The organism is Sphingobium sp. DC-2 (genome assembly GCF_000722555.1).
Taxonomy (GTDB): domain Bacteria; phylum Pseudomonadota; class Alphaproteobacteria; order Sphingomonadales; family Sphingomonadaceae; genus Sphingobium; species Sphingobium quisquiliarum.
Genome location: NZ_JNAC01000165.1, coordinates 52,149 through 72,851, shown reverse-complemented (window position 1 = coordinate 72,851; position 20,703 = coordinate 52,149). Strand labels below are relative to the sequence as shown.

The following is a 20,703-nucleotide window of genomic DNA, read 5'->3' as shown; positions in this document are numbered from 1 at the left end:
GATGAGGGCTTTGCGCTATCTGGTCCAGCATGAACCGTCCCAATTTGATCCGTTTATCCGTCTCTTCCCTGCTCGCCGTGGCCGCCGCGCCCCTGTTGGCGCAGCCTCCGGCAGTGTCCCCCACCCTGCCGCCCGCCACGCAGTCCGTCGTTCCGCCGCCGGTCACAGTCATGCCGCCAGTGCCGATCCCGCCCATGTCGGCCGCGCAGGAAAGCTGGCTCAACGACTGGTTGAAAGGGGGCACGAAGGAAGGATTGATGGCCCGCAGCAAGGCTAGCCAACGGCTGAGCGGCGATGCGCTGGTATCCGCCGTCCTTGACCGGGCGAAGGCGCTCAGCACCGGCCGCGTCGATACGGCCGACTTCCTGCAAATCTGGGCGCTTCGCCCCGCTCCGTTCGATCCGCGTCCCGGCCTCGCCCGCGCCATTGCCGAAGACCGCCTGCCCCAGTGGGTGAGCAGCCTCACGCCGCCTTATGCGGGCTATGACGGCCTGCGCCGGGGGCTCGCCACCTATGAACGCATCCGGGATGAAGGCGGCTGGCCCACGCTCACCGCCAAGTCCTCGCCCGACGCCATCCGCAAGCGGCTGATGATCGAGGACAAGAGCGTGCAGCCGGACGAAAATCTGGTCGACGCGCTCCAACGGGCGCAACGCCGCTATGGCCTCAATCCGACCGGGCTGCTCGACACGCGCACGCTGCGCGAACTCAACGTGCCGGTGGATGATCGCATCGCCGCCATCATGGCCAATATGGAAAGGTGGCGCTGGATGCCGCGCCAATTGCCGGTCAATCGCGTGCAGGTGAACATCGCCGCGGCGGTGCTGACGCTGTTCGAAGGCGACCAGCCCGTCACCTCCATGCGCGCTGTCACGGGCGCGCCGGACAATGCGACGCCCATGCTGTCGTCCAGCATTCATTCGATCGTCATCAATCCGCCGTGGAACGTGCCCGCCTCGATCGCGAAGAAGGAATTGTGGCCAAAGGGCCGCGCGGCCTTGAAGCGGCAGGGCTACAAGATCGTCGGCACACCCGAAACCGGGGAACGGATCGTGCAGCCCGCCGGTCCCAACAGCGCGCTCGGCCGCTTGAAGTTCGACTTCAACAATCCCTTCGCCGTATATCTGCATGACACGCCCGCGCGCGCCAAGTTCGCCAGCTACGACCGGCTCGCCAGCCACGGCTGCATCCGTCTGGAAAAGCCGGTGCCGCTTGCCGAGCTGATGGTCGCTGGCAATCCCGATCTGGCGGGGAAGGTCCAGGCGCTGATCGACACCGGCAAGACCCAGCGGGTGCAATTGCCCAAGGAGGTCGCCGTCTACCTCCTCTACTGGACCGCCTTCGCCAGCAGCAACGGCACGATGAACTTCCGTTCCGATCCCTATGGCTGGGACAAGCTGCTCGCCCAGAAGATCGAGGCGTCGAGCCGCCGTCTCGATCCCACCGCCGCACCATCGCCCGCCATCGCATCAAAGGACTGATCCATGCGCATCATCGCTCTTGCCGCACTCGCCGGCGCCCTTGCCCTGTCCGCTTGCGGCAAGAAGGAAGAAGAACCCGTGGTCAACAATCTGGTCGAACCGCCGGTGGAAAATGTAATCGTCGAGGAGCCCGAAGCGCCCCTGCCCCCGCCCGGCAACAATGCGTCAGCGCCCGAACCTGCTCCGCCGCCGTCCATTTCGGAACAGCAGCAGATTCTGGATGATGCCGAAGCGACCGGCATGACCGCACGGCTGGACCGCAGCGCTGACGACGCCAGCAACGCCACGGACTGACGCAAAGGCTGGCCGTTCGCCGCAGAAGGGCGGCCAGCCGTTGATCCCGCCCTTGGAGCGGGGCATTCGATTTGTTATATAGGTTCCATGGATCGCCGTAGTTTTACGAAGCTCGCTTTAAGCGGGCTCGCATTTTCATTTCTCGCCGACAGTGCCGGACGCGCAATGCCCGTGGCGCCACAGCCCGCACCGCCGCCCGTCCCCAAGCCGCCGGTCCCCGGACCGCTCGCCAACCAGCCTTATGCAAAGCTGCTCGACCGCGCCAAGGCCGCGCTGGACGAGCATCAGCATATGTTCGAGCTGCGCGACCGCGTGGCGCTGGCGGACTTCAACGCCCCTTCGCGGGAACTGCGTTTCCATATCGTCGATCTCGTCGGCGGACATGCCAGTTCCTATCTGGTGGCTCACGGCCGGGGATCGGACCCGGAACATTCCGGCTGGCTGCAAAGCTTCTCCAACGAACCCAACTCGCTGGCCAGCAGCGCGGGAGCGTATAAGACCGGCACGATCTATGAAGGCCAGCATGGCCGGGCGATGCGCCTGGCTGGGCTCGACCCGCAGAACAACAATGCCGAAATGCGCGCGATCGTCATCCATGGCGCGGATTATGTCAGCGAAAACCACATCGCCACCTGGGGCAAGGTCGGCCGCAGTGAAGGCTGCTTTGCCGTCGCGCGTCATATGCTGCCGCAATTGCTCGGCCTGCTCGGACCGGGGCGGCTGCTCTACGCGAACAAGCTGACTTCGGGCGTCGCCTGAGGCATAATGGGCCAGCGCCAGACCTTCTACATTGCTTAACCTGTGTCGGGCTAAGCCTGTCGCGCCCGTTGCCCTAACCCCGTATCAGAGCGCAAAAGGCATGCGCCATGCCGAACTCAGCCCTTCGCCGGGCAGAGCGCGCGGCGGCTTCGGCATCCTCTCCCCATTGTTCGACTTCCCAGGCTTCGTCGATTTCCGCCGCTGACCAGATCGCATCGCCGTCATGACCGCCCTCCACAATGGCGAGGCCGCACACCAGAGATCCCGAAAGCGTGACCAGCGTCGACAGCCCCGCCAGGGTGAATGGATCGAACGCCCCCACCGCCGCACCGAGCCGCTCCAGCGTTTCGGCCGGTTGCTCAACGGGAATGACGCCCTGCGTGACGCGGAACGTCACATCATAGCGCCGCCGCGCCCACTCCAGCAGCGGGTCCCATGCCGCCGCTTCACGGGCGACCAATTCGCCTGGCCCCTCGGCGCGATAACAAAGTAGATCACTCTCGCCATAGCGCGCAATCCCGGCCGCGAAACCTTCGCGATCGGCCGCGATCTGATCGATCGCGCCGTTCGCCAGCCCGGTGAACGGCATGGAGCGTGGATCGATGCGTTCGCCCTGTCCCCGCCATTCTCCAGCGATCGCTTCGGCCAGCGGCGCATTGGGCAACGCCAGCGGCGCGCGAGCGGGCGTGCGAACCGGCCGCCCGTCCAGATGAATCTCGAAACCTGCCTCGCCTTCAAGGACAGCGACATGCGTGTAAAAGCGCTTCACGGGCGCGGCTCCCCGTTGTCGCGGGGCGCGGGCTTGCGGAACAGGGACAGAAGCAGGCGCGGCACGATCACGAACTGGAACAGGCCGACCATCACGAAGATCGCCCCCATCGCCTTGGCCTTCCCGCCCTGAACCCAGTCGAAGCGCTGCATCAGAATGAGGAAGCCGAACATCACGATAATCGCGCCCGAAAGCCGGAAGAGGCCAAGCGCGAAGAAGCGCTGGCGGGCCACCTTTTCAGGGTCAGCCGGGGACGGCGGCGGGGGAGAAGAGTCAGTCATTGGCCGTGGATATGGCGATGCAATTCACTGCTGTCCATGGCCACGCCATGCGCGCCCGCCGCCACCAGTTCGGCAGGCTGATGATAGCCCCAGCCAACGCCCAGAGCGCGCGTTCCAGCGGCCAGAGCCATGTCGATGTCATAGCTCGTGTCGCCGATCATCACCGTGGTTTCCGGCGAAGCGCCAGCATCGGCCATGGCGGACAGCAGCATGGACGGGTGCGGCTTGGACGGATGCCGGTCGGCGGTCTGGAGCGTGACGAAATGCGCGGCGATGCCGTGATGCTCCAAACACAGCGCCAGTCCGCGATCGGATTTCCCGGTTGCGACGCCCAGCAGCCATCCGTCAGCGTCCAGATCCCGGATCAGTGCCGCCATGCCGGGGTAAAGCGGCTCCGAAACCATATTTTCGCGGCGCAGATGCTGAAAGGCCCGCTTGTAACCTTCCGACAGATGCAGGTGATAATCTTCCTCGGCATCCGGCAGCAGCCGCGCAATCGCGAGCGGCAATGACAGTCCCACGACCGACAGGATGGCGGCGCGATCGGGCGCGGCCAGCTTCTCCCCTTCGAACGCGCGCGTCATGGCGGTGCAAATGCTGTGCTGGCTATCCACAAGCGTGCCGTCGCAATCAAAGACGGCAAGGCGATTGCTCATTTCTTTCGCGGGCTCCGGCTTTCGCCCGCGCCACGCGACCGGCGCTCGCCCCGGCGGCCTTTGCGGACCTGCTTGGCATGAGCGCGCGCCGCCTTCTTCTCATCCTCGCGCGTCGGCTTCCGTTCGATTTCCTCGTCCAGCGGAAGGTCGCCAGCCGACAGGTCGAAGCCCAGCGACGCAAGGCTGGCCGCGAAATGTTCGGGCAATTCCGCACGCACGTCCACGCGCCCGCCATCGGGATGATCCACCCGAATGCGCCGCGCATGAAGGTGCATCTTGCGGCTGATGGTGCCGGACAGGAACGCATCCTTTCCACCATATTTGCCGTCGCCCACGATAGGGTGGCCGATCGCCGCCATATGGACGCGCAGCTGATGGGTGCGGCCGGTATAGGGCTGCAATTCGACCCATGCGGCGCGATTTCCGGCACGTTCGATCACGCGATAGCGCGAGCGGGAGGGAAGCCCCTCCTCCTCATCCACATGCATTTTCTCGCCGCCCGTGCCCGGCTGCTTGGCGATGGGCAGTTCGATCATCCCATCGTCGATGGACGGCACGCCGATGACGATCGCCCAATAGACCTTACGCGCGGTGCGGCTGGAAAAGGCCTTTGCGAAGAACGCCGCCGATCGCGCCGTCCGGGCGACCAGAAGCGCGCCGGACGTATCCTTGTCGAGCCGGTGGACAAGTTTGGGCCGCTGATCGAGATCGAACTCCAGCGCATCCAGCAGGCCGTCTACATGATCTTCGGTCTTCGTGCCGCCCTGGGTCGCAAGGCCGGGAGGCTTGTTGATGACGATCGCCTGAGCGTCGCGATGGATGACCAGGCTTTGCGCGAAAGCCACCTGATCCTCGCTGAGCTGCGGCCGCACGCGGCGAGGCTTTGCCGTTTCGGCTGCCTTGGGTTCGGCGGGAGGAACGCGAATGCTCTGCCCTTCGCTGATCCTGTCGCCCGGAGCGGCGCGCGCGCCATCGACGCGCAACTGCCCCGTGCGCGCCCAGCGGGACACGGTGTTGAAGCCCACATCCGGCAGATGCCGCTGGAACCAGCGATCGAGGCGAATGCCGTCATCGTCGGCGCCGACGCGGAATTGGCGGACATCGAGCGATACGCCTTTCGCCGGAGAGGCTTTTGCAACCGGAGCCTTCGCGGCTGGCTTGGGCGCAGCCTTGGGCGCTTCGGGATTGCGTGCGCGCGCTGCCTTTGCCCCACCCCGTGCCCGGCCCGGCGCAGCGCCGCTCCCTGGCTTGCGGCCACCGCGTGACGGCGCAGGCGGCTTGCCCGGTGGACGCCCCTTCATGCGAAGGCCCTCATCAGACTAAGGCCGCCGATCAGCGCCGCGACGGCACCAATCACCGAGAGCAGGGCATAGGCAAACGCGGTGACGAACTGCCCCCGCTCGATCATCAGCACGATTTCCAGGCTGAAAGAAGAGAAGGTCGTGAAGCCACCGAGCAGCCCTACGGCCAGCAACAGGCGCAAGGACTCGCCCGACGCGCCCTGAAAGCGCGCCAGCCAGCCAGCGACCAGTCCCATGGCAAAGCCGCCCAGCAGGTTGGCGGCGAAGGTTCCCCAAGGCCACGAAGCACCAGGAAACAGATGGCCCGACCAGCGGCCAAGCTGATACCGCCCGAGCGCGCCCACGGCTCCGCCGCCCATGACGAGAAGGATATTGTTCATGCCGCCCGCCCTAGAGGGAAATCACGGCAAAGGAAATGGGCCGATCTCCGGCAGGCCGGACAGCGGCTCAGCGGCCCTGGTCAGCAATGATGTCTATACTGGTCCTGCCGCCAGGCGCGTCGGTGAACAGCAGCAGGAAGGCGCTGCCATCATCCTTGCGGGTGCCGCCCAGCACATGGCTGCCGCCCAATATCTGATGTTCGGCGTCAAATCCCGATCGCCGCGCCTGGGTATAGTAGAAATCCATCACGCTCTGGCGTGGCACCGGCGTTACGAAGGTCGCCGCGCGCAGCGTGCATCCATCCTTGTCCGCGCCCGCCGCTTCCATCAGCTGCGCGCCGGGATAGACGGTAAAGGGATCGGGCAAGCGGCTGGCCCATTGCATGCCGTAGGTCAGTTTCTTGCGGCAATAGGCGTTCCCGCCGGGTTGCGCCTGTTCGCGCGCCAGCGCGGCCAGCGTCGTGGTCGATTCCATCGCTTCGCCCTTCGACGGAGCGGGCGCGGCCAGCAGCTTGCCGCCCGCCAGCTTCACCGATTCGGCAAGCGCCTTGGCAGCGTCGCCCTTCAACACCGGCAATGTGGCGCTGGCTGGCCGGTCGGCGGGGCGCACGGCATTGCGGTTCGACTGTTTCGTCAGGTTCGGATCGACCACGATCTGCCCGGCGAGCGCGCCTTTCAGCGCAGGGTCAACCGCATCGTTCGTAAGCTGCGCGTCCAGCGCGTTCAGATCGGCGTCCTTGCCGCCCTTGCCGCATCCGCCCAGGGGCAGCACCAGCAGCATCGCGGCCGCACAGGCCAGTTGGAAACGCGCCATCGACTCACTCCTTCGTAAACAAGGCATGAAGAACGCGAGTTAATTTTCCGTTAGGCTTTTTGGTAAACGGCGGAAAATAGCTGCGATGCCAGTCGATGCGCATTGGCCTTCGCGGACGGCTTGCTCACGGGCTGCGGAATGGCCATGTGTCGGCGATGCTCAACATACTGTCCATCCTGATCGGCCTCGTCGCGCTCATCCTGATGATTCCCGCGATCCTGCCGTTCGTGGCGATCCTCAACTGGCTGCTGGTGCCGCTTGCGCTATTCGGCGCGTTGATCGGCATGGCATCCAGCCGGACGAGCGGCCGCAATTTCTGCCTGGTCGTCGCCGCATTCGGCGCGCTGCGCCTGTTCGTGGGCGGAGGCCTTCTCTGACCGGGCATAATCCCGAACTGCGGGCGGGCATGCTCGCGGCTCTTGCGGCCTATGGCCTCTGGGGCCTGCTGCCTATTTTCTTCAAGCTGTTGCATGAAGTCGCTCCGGTCGAGGTCGTCTCCCAACGCGTTCTGTGGTCGCTGCTGCTGATCCTTGGGCTTCTCGCCGCGCGGCGGGGTCTGGGACCCCTCGCCACGGCGCTCCGAACCCGCAAGCTGCTGTTGCCGCTCGCCGGATCGGCCTTCTTCATCGCCATCAACTGGCTGACCTACGTCTGGGCGGTCAATGGCGACCACATCATAGCCGCAAGCCTTGGATATTTCCTCAACCCGCTGGTCAATGTCGCGCTGGGCGTGCTGGTGCTCAAGGAACGGCTCAGCCGCGTGCAGAAGCTCGCCATAAGCGCGGCGGCCCTGGGCGTCGCCATCATGGCGGCGGCTGCGCTTACGACATTGTGGATCAGCGTCGTGCTGGCGCTGAGCTTCGCCTTCTATGGATTGATCCGCAAGCTGACGCCCGTCTCGCCCATGGCGGGGCTGGGCGCGGAGACATTGATCCTGACGCCCTTCGCCGTCGCTTATCTGATCTGGCTGGCAAGTCATGGCGGGATGAGCTTCGGCACGAACACCTATCTCACCGCCATGCTCGTCGCGTCCGGGGCATTGACCACCGTGCCGCTCATCCTTTTCGCGATGGCGGCGATCCGCCTGCCCATGTCGACGCTGGGGCTGATGCAATATCTGGCGCCGACGCTGCAATTCCTGTGCGGCGTCTTCCTCTATGGCGAGAAGCTGACGCACGGACAGATGGCGAGCTTCGCCCTGATCTGGCTTGGCCTCATCCTCTTCGCGGGCGACGGCCTGGCCGCCGCCCGCCGCAGCCAGCTTGCCGCGGCCTAGGTGCTAGGCGAACTCCGTCGCTTCGAACCGCACGGGCTCGCCCACCGCTTCGTTGGCCAGCGCATCTTCCCACATCACGCGATGGCCGCGAATGATGGTGCCCACCGCCTTGCCCGTCAGCTCCATCCCTTCGAAGGGCGACCAGTTGCAGCGCGAAGCCAGCCAGTCGCTGCCCACCGTCCACCGCTTCTTGAGATCGACGACGGTAAAGTCGGCATCATATCCCAGCGCGATCCGTCCCTTGCCCACCAGCCCGAACACGCGCTGCGGCCCCGAAGAGGTCAGCTCGATGAAGCGGCGCAGCGACAGCCTGCCCTCCGCCACATGGTTCAGCAGCAGCGGCACCAGCGTCTGCACACCCGGCATGCCGCTGGGGCTGTTGGGATAGGGCTTGGCCTTTTCCTCGATCGTATGCGGCGCATGGTCGCTGCCCAGCACATCGGGCACGCCTTGCGCCAGCCAGTGCCATAGCCCGTCGCGATGCGCGGCCGACCGGATCGGCGGGTTCATCTGCGCATAGCTGCCAAGGCGCGGATAGGCGTCCTCCGCCGCCAGCGTCAGATGCTGCGGCGTCACCTCGCAAGTGGCGATATCCTTGTTCCGCGCGATATATTCCAGTTCGGCCGGGGTCGTCACATGCAGGATGTGGATGCGCCGCCGCGCCTTGCGGGCAAGCCCAATGATCCGCTGCGTCGCGATCATCGCGCTTTCATCGTCGCGCCACACCGGATGAGAGGAAGGATCGCCTTCCACCCGCAAATCCTTGCGCGCGTTCATCCGCGCCTCATCCTCGGCATGGATGGCAACGCGGCGTGTTCCGCTCGCCAGCACGCGCGACAGGGCGGCGTCATCGTCCACCAGCAGACTGCCGGTCGATGCGCCCATGAAGATCTTGACCCCCGCCGTTCCCGGAATCCGCTCCAGTTCCTTCAGCGCCTCCGCATTGTCCGCCGTCGCGCCGACATAAAAGGCATGGTCGCACCACATGCGATGATGCGCGCGATCGAGCTTTTCCCGTACCCGTTCCGCGCTGTCAGTATTCGGATTGGTGTTTGGCATTTCGAACACGGCGGTGATTCCGCCCAGCACCGCGGCGCGGCTGCCTGATTCGAGGTCTTCCTTATGCTCCAGCCCCGGCTCGCGGAAATGGACCTGGCTGTCGATGCAGCCGGGCAGCACGTCCAGCCCGGTACAATCGATCACCTCGCCCGCATCGCCCAATCCGCTGCCGATCGCCGCGATCTTGCCGCCGCGCACGCCGACATCCACGCTTTCCGTCCCGCCGGGCGTGTGGACGGTGCCGTTCTTCAGGATCAGGTCAAAAGTCTCGGACATGAAATGCTCGCCGCTTGGATATGGTCGCCGCCTGTCCTACCTAAAGCCGATGACCGGCACCACCCTCACCGACCGTGCGCTCCTTAGAATTTCAGGCGAAGAGGCCAGGCCCCTCCTTCAGGGACTGCTGACGCGCGATGTGTTGACGCTGAAAGACGGTGAGCCGCGCTGGGGCGGGCTGCTGACGCCGCAGGGCAAGGCGCTCTATGATTTCATCCTTTGGAGCGATGGCAATGATGTGCTGATCGATTGCGAGGCATCGCAGGCCGACGCCCTTGCCAAACGGCTGACGCTCTACCGCCTGCGCCGCAAGGTCGCGATAGCGCGGGAGGATGCTCTTGCCGTCCACTGGTCGCTGGAGGAGAGCGGCAAACCGCTCGACCCGCGCCTTCCTGCCCTTGGCCACCGCTGGATCGCGCCGCCGGAACCGGGTGACGCGAGCGGCGCCTTCCGCGCGCACCGCCTCTCGCTCGGCGTGTTCGAAGGCGTGGCGGAGCTTGGTCAGGACCAGACCCTCTGGCTGGAAGCCAATGCAGAGGAACTGGGCGGCGTCGATTATGACAAGGGCTGCTATGTGGGGCAGGAAAATACCGCCCGCATGCATTATCGCAGCAAGGTGAACCGGCGGCTCGTTGCGGTTCCCCTCGCCAGCGCCGATGCAAAGCGCCAGCGCGCGGCGCTGCCCGACCTTGGCCTGTCGATCGAGCATCGCCGGGTGGAGGATATCGATCCCGCGACGCTGCCGCCCTGGCTCGCGCAAACAATGCCTTCGCCTCTGTAACGACCCGCAACAAAGCAATGAACGGGAAATATTAAGGCATCGCCATTAACATCCCTCCTGCATGTGATCAGGAGGGGGCGCGGTCCTTTGAGAAACGAACGGATAACAGTTGCCGAAGGCAGGCGGGCCAGCCTGCCTGTCTCAGCGCCGGTGTCGCCCATGCAGCAATGGCTGCTGGCCGCCATCTGCCTGGCGACGCTGTTCTTCGCGCTGGTTACTCCACCCTTTCAGGCTCCCGACGAGAATCAGCATTATATGAAGGCGCTGCTCCTCGCTGACGGACGCGTGTTCACACAGACGCAGGCAGGGATGATCGGCGCTGAACTGCCGCGTTCGGCGCTTGACCTGCATGCCACCGACTTCCCCACCGATGTGCCGCCGAAGCTCCGCCAGTTCGACCGCGCGATGCTGGAAAAGGCATGGAGCGCCGACGCCGCGCGTCCGGGCAAGTCCTTCGCCGATTTTCCCAACGTCGCCAGCTATGCGCCCACCCTTTACGCGCCCGGCGCGGCTGGGCTGATGCTGGGCGACGCGGCGGGGCTGCCCCGGCTCGGCAGCTTCTACGCCGGGCGCATGGTGAACGCGCTCGCTGGCCTGATGCTGCTGGGCGCGGCCTTTGCGCTGCTGCCCTTCGGACGGAATGCGATGCTGGCGGCCGCGCTGCTGCCGACATTCTGCTATCAGACAGGATCGCTCTCGCCCGACGCGATTATCAACGGCCTCGGCTTCCTTGGCCTCGCGCTCGCCCTGCGCATCGCCTTCATGGGAGCCACGCCCGCGCGGTCCGCCGCCCTGCTGGTAACGGCGCCGCTGCTTGCCCTGGCGAAGGGCGTATATCTGCCCCTGATCGCCGCGGGACTGGACAGGCCGGAAGGGCGGAAGGATGTGCGCCCCTGGCTGCTGCTGGGCGCGATGATCGCCGGTGCGGCGGCTTTCGTGGCGTGGATGAAGATGTCGGGAGGCAGCCAGGCGCTCTATCACATTGCCTCCCGCAAGACGGGCGAGAATGTCATGACCGCGCCTCTGGCCGCGCAATTGGGCGTGATCCTGGCCGATCCAGTGGCCTATGTGCGCATTCTCTGTTCCAGCGTGGTTGAGCGCGCGCCGGTCTACGCGCTGCAAATCGCCGGGCGGTTCGGCTGGAACGCCATATTGCTGCCGCTCGCCGCCTATGCGCTGGCCGCCCTGATGATCGGTGCGGCCATCCTCACCGGATCGGGATTGCGGATCGGCATCGGCCAGCGTCTGTGGTGGCTAACCGTGGCGGCGGGAAGCGCACTGCTCATCGAAACGGCCATGTATCTGACTGGCACCCCCTTGGGCGCGGACTATATTCAGGGGACGCAGGGCCGCTACTTCCTGCCGATCCTGCCGCTCGTCCTGCTCGCGCTGACGCCGGAAAAGGGCCTGCGCGGCTCCCACGCGATCTTCGCTGGCGCAGCGCTACTGCTTCTCCTCATCGCCATGGCAACCGTCTTCGACAGCTTCTGGGTGCATGGCTTCATCACCTCTGACGGCATGCCGCCCTTCGACCGCTGGAGCGACGCCTTGCTGCTCCCCTCCCCCCGCTGGTAGCCAGCAGCGGCAAAAGGCGAGCCAGCCCAGCCCCTCGATCCATCCGGCCACGACATCGGTCGGCCAATGGACGCCCAGCCATGTCCGGCTGACGCCGATCAGCAGGATGATCGCGCCTGCCATGACATAGGCTGCCCGGCTGCCGATCAGCAGCGCAATCGCGCCGAACAGCATCATGTTTCCGGCGGCATGCCCGCTTGGAAAACTGTAGCTGTTGACGATGTCGAGGTGCGGCAACAAATCAGGCCGGGGCGCGGCAAAAACCTGCTTGAGGCCCAGGTTCAGCAAGGTGCCGCCCGCCATGGTGAAGGTCAGCCACAGCGCGGACAGCTTCCTTCCCCGCCACAGCAGGATGGCGAGCACGACGTTGAACAGCAGAAAGCGGCCTTCGCTTCCACCAGCAAGCGACGCGGCCCGCATGATTGATGTCACGACCGCGCCAACGGGCGTATCCCGCGCCGTTCCAGCCGCGCCCATTAGACCAAGGTTGAGCGCGTCCGCCGCGCTCGATCGCTGAACCAGTGCGATCAACAGGACGCAAAGAAGCGACACGGCCAAAGCCGCCCCGCCTCTTCGCCATGCGCCTCGATCAGATATGAAGCGCTCTGCCATAGGCGGCGAGCACGCTTTCATGCATCGATTCCGAAATGGTCGGATGCGGGAAGACCGTGTGCATCAACTCCGCCTCGGTGGTTTCCAGCGTCTTGCCGACCGTGAAGCCCTGTATCATCTCGGTCACTTCCGCGCCGACCATGTGCGCGCCCAGCAATTCGCCGGTCTTGGCGTCGAACACCGTCTTGGTGAAGCCTTCCGCCTCGCCCAGCGCGATCGCCTTGCCATTGCCGATGAAGGGGAACATGCCGACCTTCACCTCATAGCCCGCTTCCTTCGCCTTGGCCTCGGTCAACCCGACGCTGGCGACCTGCGGGTGGCAATAGGTGCAGCCCGGAATGTTGCGCGGGTCCATCGCGTGGGGATGCTGGCCCGCGATCGCCTCAGCCGCGATCACCCCTTCATGGCTCGCTTTGTGCGCCAGCCATGGCGGCGCGGTGATGTCGCCGATTGCCCACAGGCCTTCCACATTGGTGCGGCACATCTCGTCGGTTTTCAGGAAACCGCGATCGTCCATCGCGACGCCCAGTTCCTTGAGGCCCACATTCTCCGTATTGGGCACGATGCCGATCGCGACGATCATGTGGCTGAACTCGGCGGCGCTTTCCTTGCCCGCCTTGTCCTTGATCACCGCCTTCACGCCATTGGCGCCCACCTGGATGTTGCTCACGCCAGCGCCGGTCAGGATGGTCATGCCCTGCTTCTTGAGCGCCTTTTCCAGGAAGGCGGACACGTCCGCATCCTCCACCGGCACGATGCGGTCCATCATCTCGACCACAGTGACGTCCACGCCCATGTCGTTGTAGAAGCTCGCAAATTCGATACCGATCGCGCCCGATCCAATGACCAGCAGCTTCGTGGGCATTTCCGGCGGAGTCATGGCGTGGCGGTAGGTCCATACGCGCTTTCCGTCCGCTGGCGTGCCCGGCAGGTCCCTCGCCCGCGCGCCGGTGGCGACGATGATGTTCTTCGCCGTCAATTCCTGCTTCTTGCCGTCCTTGGTGACGCTAAGCTTGCCTTTGCCCGTCAGCTTGCCTTCACCCATGTGGACGGTGATCTTGTTCTTCTTCATCAGGTGGGTGACGCCCTGATTGAGCTGCTTGGCGACCCCGCGCGAACGCTTCACCACCGCCGCGATGTCGGCACTGATCTTTTCCGCGGCCAGGCCATAATCACCAGCATGCTGCATATAATGGTAGATTTCCGCCGAGCGGAGCAGTGCCTTGGTCGGGATGCAGCCCCAGTTGAGGCAGATGCCGCCCAGATTCTCGCGCTCCACGATGGCGGTTTTCAGGCCAAGCTGCGCCGCGCGGATCGCGGCGACATAGCCGCCGGGGCCGGAACCCAGAACGATCAGGTCGTAATTGTCAGCCATGGTAAACTTTCCTTTTACGCAGGAATATCAAGCCGCTGCCGGGGGCGTGAAGGGCGGCACGGAGCGGGGTTGGCGATCCTCTCCGATCGCCACGAAGGTGAAGGTCGCCTTGGTCACGCGATAGGACCGGTCGTCGTGCCGCGTGCGCCGCCAGGCTTCGACATCGATTTTCATCGACGTGCGCCCGACGGATTTCAGCGTCGCGAACACCGAAACTTCATCGCCGACGACAACCGGCCGCAGGAAGGTCATGCCCTCCACCGCGATCGTCACGGCGCGCCCATGACTATGCCGCGCCGCCACCGATCCCGCCGCCGAATCCATCAGGCTCATCAGCCAGCCGCCGAATATATCCCCATAGGGATTGGTATCGGCAGGCATGGCGATGACGCGCACGGCCGGACTCATTTCCGGCGGCATTTCGTCGGGCCGCGCCATCAGGCCAGCATGCCAAGCGGGTTTTCGACCAGTTCCTTGAACGCCTGCATCAGCCGCGCGCCGTCCGCGCCGTCGATGGCGCGGTGATCGAAGCTGCCGGTCGCCGACATGACGGTCGCGATCTGGAGCGCGTCGTCGATGACGAAGGGCCGCTTCTCCCCCGCACCAATGGCCATGATCATGCCCTGGGGCGGATTGATCACGGCTTCGAACTGCTTGATGCCGAACATGCCCATGTTGGACAGCGACGCCGTGCCGCCCTGATATTCCTGCGGGGCCAGCTTGCCGTCCTTCGCGCGGGCGGCCAGGTCCTTCATCGCGGTGGAGATCGCCGAAACGCTCTTGCTGTCCGCTTCCGTGATGATCGGGGTGATCAGGCCGCCGGGGATCGATACGGCGACAGAGATGTCGGCGCGCTTGAATTGCAGCATCTGGTCACCGGCGAACTGCACATTGCATTCGGGCACCTGCACCAGCGCCGCGCCCAGCGCCTTGATGAGCAGATCGTTGACCGACAGCTTGACGCCTCGCCCGGCGAGCCCCGCATTGAGTTCGGAGCGGAGCTTGAGCAGTCTGTCGAGCTGAATGTCGACGGTCAGGTAGATGTGCGGCACCTGCTGCTTGGATTCGGTCAGGCGGCGCGCGATCGTCTTGCGCATGCCGCTCAGCTTGACCACCTCATGCGGAATGCCGAAGTCCTGAGCCGCAGCGGGCGCGCTGGGTGCCGGAGTTGCGGCAACAGGCGCCTGATCCTGGACAGCGGCAGGCGCGCCCTTCGCCGCGCCCTCCAGATCAGCCTTCACCACGCGCCCATTAGGCCCGCTCCCCTTTATGCTGGCTAGGTCAACGCCCGTCTGTTCGGCCAGACGGCGCGCCAGCGGGCTCGCCTTGACGCGATCGCCCTCCTGCCTTGCGGGCGCTGCGTCCGCCTTGGGCGCGGGCGCGGCAGCCTCCGCCTGCGGAGCGGGTGCAGCCTCGGCCTTGGGAGCAGGCGCAGCCTCCGCCTTGGCCGCGCTACCGTCGCCCTGCGCCGCTTCGGCAACATCTTCGCCCTCTTCGGCGATGATGGCGATGACGGTTCCCACCTTCACGCCTTCGGTCCCTTCGCCCACCAGTATCCTGGCGATCCTGCCTTCATCCACGGCTTCGAATTCCATCGTCGCCTTGTCTGTTTCGATCTCGGCCAGCAGATCGCCCGACGATACTGTATCGCCCTCCTTCACCAGCCATTTCGCCAAGGTGCCCTCTTCCATCGTGGGCGACAAAGCGGGCATCTGGATTTTCTTGCTCATGGGCGATGAACCTCTCTTCTTTCAGAGCCGTTGGGCTGCGTTGTCAGCCGTTTTCACCCTTTGGCCGGGGCGGTCAAGGCCGCGCCTTGCATCAAGGGTCAGAATGAGTCACATCTCACCAGACCGGTTCAAAATTTTCCAGATCGGTTCAAAGACCCATGACGGCGCTGGCCTGCCAGCTTTAGGATGCGGGATTTTCAGTTCATGCGCACATATCTGGTCGTGGTAGACGAATCGCCCGAAGCGGAGACCGCGTTGCGCTTCGCCGCGCGCCGCGCCGCCAAGACCGCGGGCGCTGTCCGCATCCTCGCCCTGATCCCGCCAGCCGAATTCGTCCAATGGGGCGGCGTTCAGGCGACGATGGAGGATGAAGCGGTGCAACGCGCCGAAGCGCTGGTGACCAGCGCGGCCGGCACGCTGACGGAGGAATCCGGCATCCGCCCCAGCATCACCGTGCGGCAGGGCGATCCCGTGGCGGTGGTGCGCGAAACGCTGGAGGAAACCACGGATGTAGCCGCGCTAGTGCTGGGCGCCGCGGCCAGCGGCCCGCCCGGCGCGCTGGTGTCGCACTTCGCGGGCGCGGATGCGGGCAAGCTTCCCTGCCCCATCATGATCATCCCCGGCGGCCTCGATGCGGAGGCGATTGACCGCCTCAGCTAAGCGCCGCTCAGCGCCGGTGCTTGCCCCGCTTCGATCCGATATGGCGGATGTTGGCGGGACGGCCGCGCCTCACGCCGGGGCGCGTCCGGTCCTTCTTGAAGCCTGGCCGCTGCGGCAGGGCGTCGGGCAGTTCGAAGCGCAGGACGCCGTTGATCGGGTCAGCCTCCGCCAGCCGGAGCTGCAACCGCTGCCCCACCGTATAGCGATCCCCGCTTTCCACGCCCTCCAGGGCGCGCCCCGCCTCGTCATAGAAGAAACGCTCGTCGCCCAGCGTGGAAACCGGCACCAGCCCGTCGCCCCCCAGCCCCTCGACCGTGGCGAAGAAGCCGAAGCTCTGGACGCCCGTGATCCGCGCCTCCACCAGATCGCCGACATGCGCCGCCAGAAAGGCCGCGACATAGCGGTCGATCGTCTCCCGCTCCGCTTCCATCGCCCGGCGCTCATATTGGCTGATCATCTCGCCGATGCGGCCCATATTCTCGAAATCCTCGCCGCTCAGCGCTGTCCGGTCCGGGATAACGCCGCCCTTGGGCGCGGGCAGCTCCATGTCATAGGCGCCCACCAGCGCCCGGTGGACCAGCAGGTCGGCATAGCGCCTGATCGGCGACGTGAAATGCGCATAGGACCCCAGCGCCAGCCCGAAATGCCCCATATTCTCCGGGCTGTAATAGGCCTGGGTCTGGCTGCGCAATATTTGCTCCATGATCTGCGGCCGTTCCTCCAGATCGCCCACCCGCTCGATCAGGCGGTTGAAGGTGGAAGGCTTGATCACCTGCCCCAGCGCAAATTCGATGTCGAACGTGCCGAGATAGTCCTTCAGCGCCACCAGCTTGTCCCGGCTTGGCGGCTCATGCACGCGATACATGACCGGCGCTTTCTTCGCCTCCAGCGCCTTGGCGGCCGCGACATTGGCGGCGATCATATAATCCTCGATCAGCATATGGGCGTCGAGCCGTTCCCGCACCGCCACGCTGACGATCTTGCCATCCTCGTCCAGCACCACCCGCCGTTCGGGCAGGTCCAGCGCCAGAGGATCGCGCTTCTCCCGCGCCTTCCGCAGCAATTTCCAGCATTCCCACAGGGGCTTCAGCGCCGGTTCGAGCAGTTCATTATCCTGCGTGCCATCGACCGCGGCCTGCGCGTCCTCATAAGCCAGCACGGCGGCGACGCGGATCACCGCCCGCGAAAAGCGCCAGCTTGTGACCTTGCCCTTGGCGTCAACGACCAGATGACAGGCCATCGCCGCCCTGTCCTCGCCCGCGCGCAGCGAGCACATATCGGAGGAAAGCTGGTGCGGCAGCATCGGCACGACCAGATCGGGGAAATAGACGCTGTTCCCCCGCTTGCGCGCTTCCTTGTCCAGCGCGCTGCCGGGCCGAACATAATAGCTGACGTCGGCGATGGCGACGATCGCGCGATAGCCCCCTGCATTGGCCGGATCATCGTCCGGCGCGGCCCACACCGCGTCGTCATGGTCCCGCGCATCCGCCGGGTCGATCGCCACGATGGGCAGGTGCCGCAAATCCTCCCGCTTGTCCTCATGCAGCGGAAGGGCGGACGCCGTGACGGCTTCATCCTCCGCCCGGTCGGGGAAGACATGCGGAATGCCATGCTTGTGGATCGCGATCAGGCTGAAACTGCGTGGTGCGAAGGGATCGCCCAATATGTCGGTGATACGCGCGCTGATCCGCGGCGGCCTGCCCACCGGCTCGGCAAGCACGAGATCGCCGGGCTTCGCACTTCCCGCGTCACTGATGGGCGTGTCCTTTCGGATGCGCTTGTCGACCGGGCGCAGCCATAATTTGCCGCCGTCCGCTTCCTCCACCACACCCAGAAGTTCCTCGCTCGCCTTGGCGAGCTTCTTCATCGGGTGCGCCACAAAGCCGCGCCCCGCTTCCTCGGTCCGCGCCAGAATGCGATCGCCGATGGTCAGCGCGCCGCGCTTCCCCCGTTCCATGACGCGCAATCGGGGCGCTGGCTGTCCTTCCGCCTCCCACCGCTCCGGCGTTCCGATCAGCGTCGATCCATCGACATCGACGATGCGCAACACGGTCACCTTGGGCAAGCCGCCCATCTTGTGGAAAGCGCGAGCAGGGCCGACATCGATCAGCCCCTCGTCCGCCATGTCCTTGAGCAGCGCCTTGAGCGCGATCTTCTCCTGCCCGTTCAGCCCGAAGGCCTTGGCGATTTCCCGCTTGCCCGCTGGCTGGCCGGATGAGGTGATGAACTCCATCACCTGTTCGCGGGTCGGCAGGCCCGCGCGCCGTACCTTCAGGGATTTCTTCTTTTCGGTCGATGCCATCATGCAGCTATAGGGAGCCGCCTCGCCCCTTACCAGATGCTAAGGAGGCCGCAGACCGTGTTGTGCTCCCGGCCGCGCCATGGCCCGACAGCTTGCGGGCGCGATCCCGCCATGCTTCGGCCAGCACAGCCATGTCCGCCAGCGCGCGCACGGCCTCAGGCTCCGCCTTGTGCCCGCCGCCGATCAGCAGGCGGAAAACGCGCGCGATGGGCCATTCGGGCAGAACGCGCTCGATCAGTTGCATCTGCATCCCCGCCTCCGCCTCGCCTTCACGCAGCACCCGGAAATAGAGGCCGCTGCGCCCCGTCTTCACCATCGCCGCCATGACGTCGCGCTGGCCGAACCGATGGTCCAGCTTCCAGCAGGGCTGCCGTCCATGGCTCGCCTCGACGATCGCGGTGCCCAGCGAAAAGCGGTCGCCAAGGCAGATATCCTCCTCGGTCATGCCTCGCGACGCAACATTCTCGCCGAACGCGCCCGGCCGGTCGAGCAGCGGATGGCCCGGCTTCCGCTCGCGCCACCAGTCATAATGTTCCTGTGGATAAAGATGAATGGCCTTGTCCCAGCCGCCATGATGAACCGGATCGGCAACCGTATCGCCTTCCAGCCCCAGCCATCCGATGCGCACCGGGCCGGTCACCGGCCGTTTCGCGATGGCGCTGTAATCGCCGTCGCGAAACGGGGCGGGCTTGCCGGTCAGCAAGGCATCGATGATCAGATCGGTCGCCATCGCGCTCCTATGACATGGGCGCAGGCTCTTGGCGATGGCCGATCAGGCCCGGCTCAATTCCGATCCCAGTTTCAGCACCTCGCCGCCATTGTCCGCACGGACCAGATACGCGGGGTCCCGGCGCGATCCGTTGCGCCGGACCAGCGCGCCTTCAATCCTGCGTTCGACCTGCTGGTCGAACCGTTCAGCAACATGCCCGCGGCCGACGCCCTGACCCCAATTCCATTTGACCCGTGCTCCTTTGCGAAAGCTTTCGGTCATCCGCATCCTCTCCTGCGGGGCGCAACCGCGCCGGCCGTTTCCTGTTACTGACGCAAGGCAAAAATCCCGGCGGCTGGCCGGGTTCCCTTGGGTTTTGCGTTTGCCTGCGTTAAGGGGCCAGTGATGAATGTCACCGGCCTTCGCGTCGCCCTGTTCAGCGGCAATTATAATTATGTGCGGGACGGCGCCAACCAGGCGCTGAACCGTTTCGTGGGCTATCTGCTTCGTCAGGGCGCGGCGGTGCGCGTCTATTCGCCGACCACCGATACGCCCGCTTTCGAACCGGCGGGCGATCTGGTCAGCGCGCCATCCTTTCCCGTTCCGGGCCGCAAGGAATATCGCGTATCCTATTGCATGTCGGGGCATGTCCGGCGCGACCTCAAATCCTTCCGCCCCAACCTCGTCCATGTGTCCAGCCCGGACCCGCTGGGGCATCGCGCAGTCAGTTGGGCGCGGCGGCACGGCCTGCCTGCGGTGGCATCCGTGCACACCCGCTTTGAAACCTATCCGCGCTATTACGGCCTCGCCTTTCTGGAATCGACGATCGAATCCCTGTTGCGCCGCTTCTACAGGCGCTGCGACGCCATCGTCGCGCCGTCCGAATCCATGGCCCAGCTGCTGCGGGAACAGCGGATGAGCTATGATGTCGGCATCTGGACCCGTGGCATCGACCGCGAGATATTCCACCCGGACCGGCGCGACCTTGGCTGGCGGCGGTCGCTCGGCATTGCTGATGAAGACCCGGTGATCGGCTTCATCGGACGGCTGGTAATGGAAAAGGGGCTGGACGTCTTTTCCGACACGATCGACCAGCTTGCGCTGCGGCAGGTGCGGCACAAGGTGCTGGTCGTCGGCGAAGGCCCCGCGCGCGAATGGTTCCAGAACCGCCTGCCCAAGGCGATCTTCACCGGGTTTCAGCAGGGTGCCGACCTTGGCCGGGCGGTGGCCAGCATGGACATGCTGTTCAATCCCTCCATCACTGAAACCTTCGGCAATGTGACGCTGGAGGCTATGGCTTGCGGCCTTCCCACCGTCGCCGCCCGCGCGACCGGCAGCGAAAGCCTTGTCAGCGAAGGGGTGACGGGGCGGCTGATCCGTCCCGGCGCGATCGGCGCTTTCGCCGATGCGCTCACCACCTATTGCAACGACGCGGACCGCCGCAGGGCAGCAGGCGCAGCCGCCGTGGCGGAGGCCGAACGCTATGGCTGGGATCAGGTCAATCAGGCGCTGGTCGACACTTATCTGCGCGTGATCCGTCAACGCAGCCAGGGCGCGACGCCGCGATCCAGCCCGGTTCCATGATCCGGCGCCTCTGCCTATATCAGGGCGAT

The 20,703-nt window shown here is 65.3% G+C and carries 22 protein-coding genes and 1 pseudogene; 9 read left to right on the top strand and 14 right to left on the bottom strand.

Features of this window, described 5'->3' with window-relative positions; all coding sequences use genetic code 11:
- The first annotated feature begins 29 nt into the window (after positions 1–29).
- The 3 genes from ET21_RS0124305 to ET21_RS0124295 all read left to right on the top strand — a co-directional run bounded on the left by ET21_RS0124305 (position 30) and on the right by ET21_RS0124295 (position 2,534).
- Entirely contained in the window at positions 30–1,481 is a 1,452-nt protein-coding gene (locus ET21_RS0124305) for a murein L,D-transpeptidase (RefSeq protein WP_030541707.1), read from the top strand.
- 3 nt (positions 1,482–1,484) lie between these two features.
- Positions 1,485–1,775 (top strand): hypothetical protein, encoded by a 291-nt coding sequence (locus ET21_RS0124300; RefSeq protein ID WP_021237969.1) that lies wholly within the window; start codon positions 1,485–1,487, stop codon positions 1,773–1,775.
- Between the two features lie 87 nt (positions 1,776–1,862).
- Positions 1,863–2,534, top strand: a complete 672-nt coding sequence (locus ET21_RS0124295) for a murein L,D-transpeptidase catalytic domain family protein (RefSeq protein ID WP_030541706.1) — start codon at positions 1,863–1,865, stop codon at positions 2,532–2,534.
- Positions 2,535–2,607: 73 nt separating this feature from the next.
- Here the strand turns inward: ET21_RS0124295 and ET21_RS0124290 are convergent, their stop codons facing one another.
- From ET21_RS0124290 to ET21_RS0124265, 6 genes are all read right to left on the bottom strand, one after another.
- Entirely contained in the window at positions 2,608–3,303 is a 696-nt protein-coding gene (locus tag ET21_RS0124290) for an ATP12 family chaperone protein (protein WP_030541705.1), read from the bottom strand.
- On the bottom strand, positions 3,300–3,584 hold the full coding sequence (locus tag ET21_RS0124285) for a hypothetical protein (protein ID WP_030541704.1): 285 nt from the start codon (positions 3,582–3,584) through the stop codon (positions 3,300–3,302). Before ET21_RS0124285 ends, ET21_RS0124290 begins: the two co-directional genes overlap by 4 nt.
- Entirely contained in the window at positions 3,581–4,240 is a 660-nt protein-coding gene (locus ET21_RS0124280; RefSeq protein ID WP_030541703.1) for an HAD-IA family hydrolase, read from the bottom strand. Before ET21_RS0124280 ends, ET21_RS0124285 begins: the two co-directional genes overlap by 4 nt.
- Entirely contained in the window at positions 4,237–5,541 is a 1,305-nt protein-coding gene (locus tag ET21_RS0124275; RefSeq protein ID WP_030541702.1) for an RluA family pseudouridine synthase, read from the bottom strand. The genes ET21_RS0124280 and ET21_RS0124275 overlap by 4 nt, the downstream gene beginning before the upstream one ends.
- A complete protein-coding gene (crcB, locus tag ET21_RS0124270; RefSeq protein WP_030541701.1) occupies positions 5,538–5,921 on the bottom strand; it encodes a fluoride efflux transporter CrcB in 384 nt (127 codons plus the stop codon). Before crcB ends, ET21_RS0124275 begins: the two co-directional genes overlap by 4 nt.
- A gap of 67 nt (positions 5,922–5,988) precedes the next feature.
- On the bottom strand, positions 5,989–6,735 hold the full coding sequence (locus ET21_RS0124265) for a hypothetical protein (protein WP_030541700.1): 747 nt from the start codon (positions 6,733–6,735) through the stop codon (positions 5,989–5,991).
- A 155-nt stretch (positions 6,736–6,890) separates the two neighbouring features.
- Between ET21_RS0124265 and ET21_RS0124260 the strand changes: the two genes are divergently transcribed.
- A complete protein-coding gene (locus tag ET21_RS0124260) occupies positions 6,891–7,112 on the top strand; it encodes a hypothetical protein (protein WP_030541699.1) in 222 nt (73 codons plus the stop codon).
- 29 nt (positions 7,113–7,141) lie between these two features.
- On the top strand, positions 7,142–8,011 hold the full coding sequence (rarD, locus tag ET21_RS0124255; RefSeq protein WP_021237960.1) for an EamA family transporter RarD: 870 nt from the start codon (positions 7,142–7,144) through the stop codon (positions 8,009–8,011).
- A gap of 3 nt (positions 8,012–8,014) precedes the next feature.
- On the opposite strand, the gene ET21_RS0124250 is transcribed toward rarD, so the two are convergent.
- Positions 8,015–9,346, bottom strand: coding sequence for a dihydroorotase (locus ET21_RS0124250; RefSeq protein ID WP_030541698.1), 1,332 nt, complete (start codon positions 9,344–9,346; stop codon positions 8,015–8,017).
- Positions 9,347–9,395: 49 nt separating this feature from the next.
- On the opposite strand from ET21_RS0124250, the gene ET21_RS0124245 reads away from it, so the two are divergent.
- Both ET21_RS0124245 and ET21_RS0124240 read left to right on the top strand, forming a co-directional pair.
- Positions 9,396–10,127 carry a folate-binding protein YgfZ gene (locus ET21_RS0124245; RefSeq protein ID WP_030541697.1) on the top strand — a complete coding sequence of 244 codons (732 nt, stop codon included), beginning with the start codon at positions 9,396–9,398 and terminating at the stop codon, positions 10,125–10,127.
- 87 nt (positions 10,128–10,214) lie between these two features.
- Complete coding sequence (locus tag ET21_RS0124240; protein WP_030541696.1) at positions 10,215–11,702, top strand: DUF2142 domain-containing protein; 1,488 nt, start codon at positions 10,215–10,217, stop codon at positions 11,700–11,702.
- 54 nt (positions 11,703–11,756) lie between these two features.
- Here ET21_RS0124240 and ET21_RS28865 read toward each other — a convergent pair.
- The 4 genes and pseudogenes from ET21_RS28865 to ET21_RS0124220 form a co-directional block, all read right to left on the bottom strand.
- A pseudogene (locus tag ET21_RS28865) lies at positions 11,757–12,005 on the bottom strand (phosphatase PAP2 family protein); the annotation flags it as partial.
- A 286-nt stretch (positions 12,006–12,291) separates the two neighbouring features.
- On the bottom strand, positions 12,292–13,689 hold the full coding sequence (gene lpdA, locus ET21_RS0124230; protein WP_030541694.1) for a dihydrolipoyl dehydrogenase: 1,398 nt from the start codon (positions 13,687–13,689) through the stop codon (positions 12,292–12,294).
- Positions 13,690–13,716: 27 nt separating this feature from the next.
- Positions 13,717–14,127, bottom strand: coding sequence for an acyl-CoA thioesterase (locus ET21_RS0124225; RefSeq protein ID WP_021237955.1), 411 nt, complete (start codon positions 14,125–14,127; stop codon positions 13,717–13,719).
- Complete coding sequence (locus ET21_RS0124220) at positions 14,127–15,419, bottom strand: pyruvate dehydrogenase complex dihydrolipoamide acetyltransferase (protein ID WP_030541693.1); 1,293 nt, start codon at positions 15,417–15,419, stop codon at positions 14,127–14,129. Before ET21_RS0124220 ends, ET21_RS0124225 begins: the two co-directional genes overlap by 1 nt.
- Before the next feature lie 204 nt (positions 15,420–15,623).
- On the opposite strand from ET21_RS0124220, the gene ET21_RS0124215 reads away from it, so the two are divergent.
- Positions 15,624–16,079: a universal stress protein gene (locus tag ET21_RS0124215; RefSeq protein WP_030541692.1), complete on the top strand. Its 456-nt coding sequence runs from the start codon at positions 15,624–15,626 to the stop codon at positions 16,077–16,079.
- A 7-nt stretch (positions 16,080–16,086) separates the two neighbouring features.
- On the opposite strand, the gene rnr is transcribed toward ET21_RS0124215, so the two are convergent.
- The 3 genes from rnr to ET21_RS0124200 are packed head-to-tail and all read right to left on the bottom strand — an operon-like array spanning position 16,087 to position 19,372.
- On the bottom strand, positions 16,087–18,381 hold the full coding sequence (gene rnr / locus ET21_RS0124210; protein WP_030541691.1) for a ribonuclease R: 2,295 nt from the start codon (positions 18,379–18,381) through the stop codon (positions 16,087–16,089).
- Positions 18,382–18,388: 7 nt separating this feature from the next.
- Positions 18,389–19,111, bottom strand: a complete 723-nt coding sequence (locus tag ET21_RS0124205; RefSeq protein WP_081796363.1) for an MOSC domain-containing protein — start codon at positions 19,109–19,111, stop codon at positions 18,389–18,391.
- Positions 19,112–19,153: 42 nt separating this feature from the next.
- Positions 19,154–19,372 carry a DUF2945 domain-containing protein gene (locus tag ET21_RS0124200; protein ID WP_021237950.1) on the bottom strand — a complete coding sequence of 73 codons (219 nt, stop codon included), beginning with the start codon at positions 19,370–19,372 and terminating at the stop codon, positions 19,154–19,156.
- Positions 19,373–19,495: 123 nt separating this feature from the next.
- Between ET21_RS0124200 and ET21_RS0124195 the strand changes: the two genes are divergently transcribed.
- A complete protein-coding gene (locus ET21_RS0124195) occupies positions 19,496–20,674 on the top strand; it encodes a glycosyltransferase family 1 protein (RefSeq protein WP_021237949.1) in 1,179 nt (392 codons plus the stop codon).
- Positions 20,675–20,703: the final 29 nt, after the last annotated feature.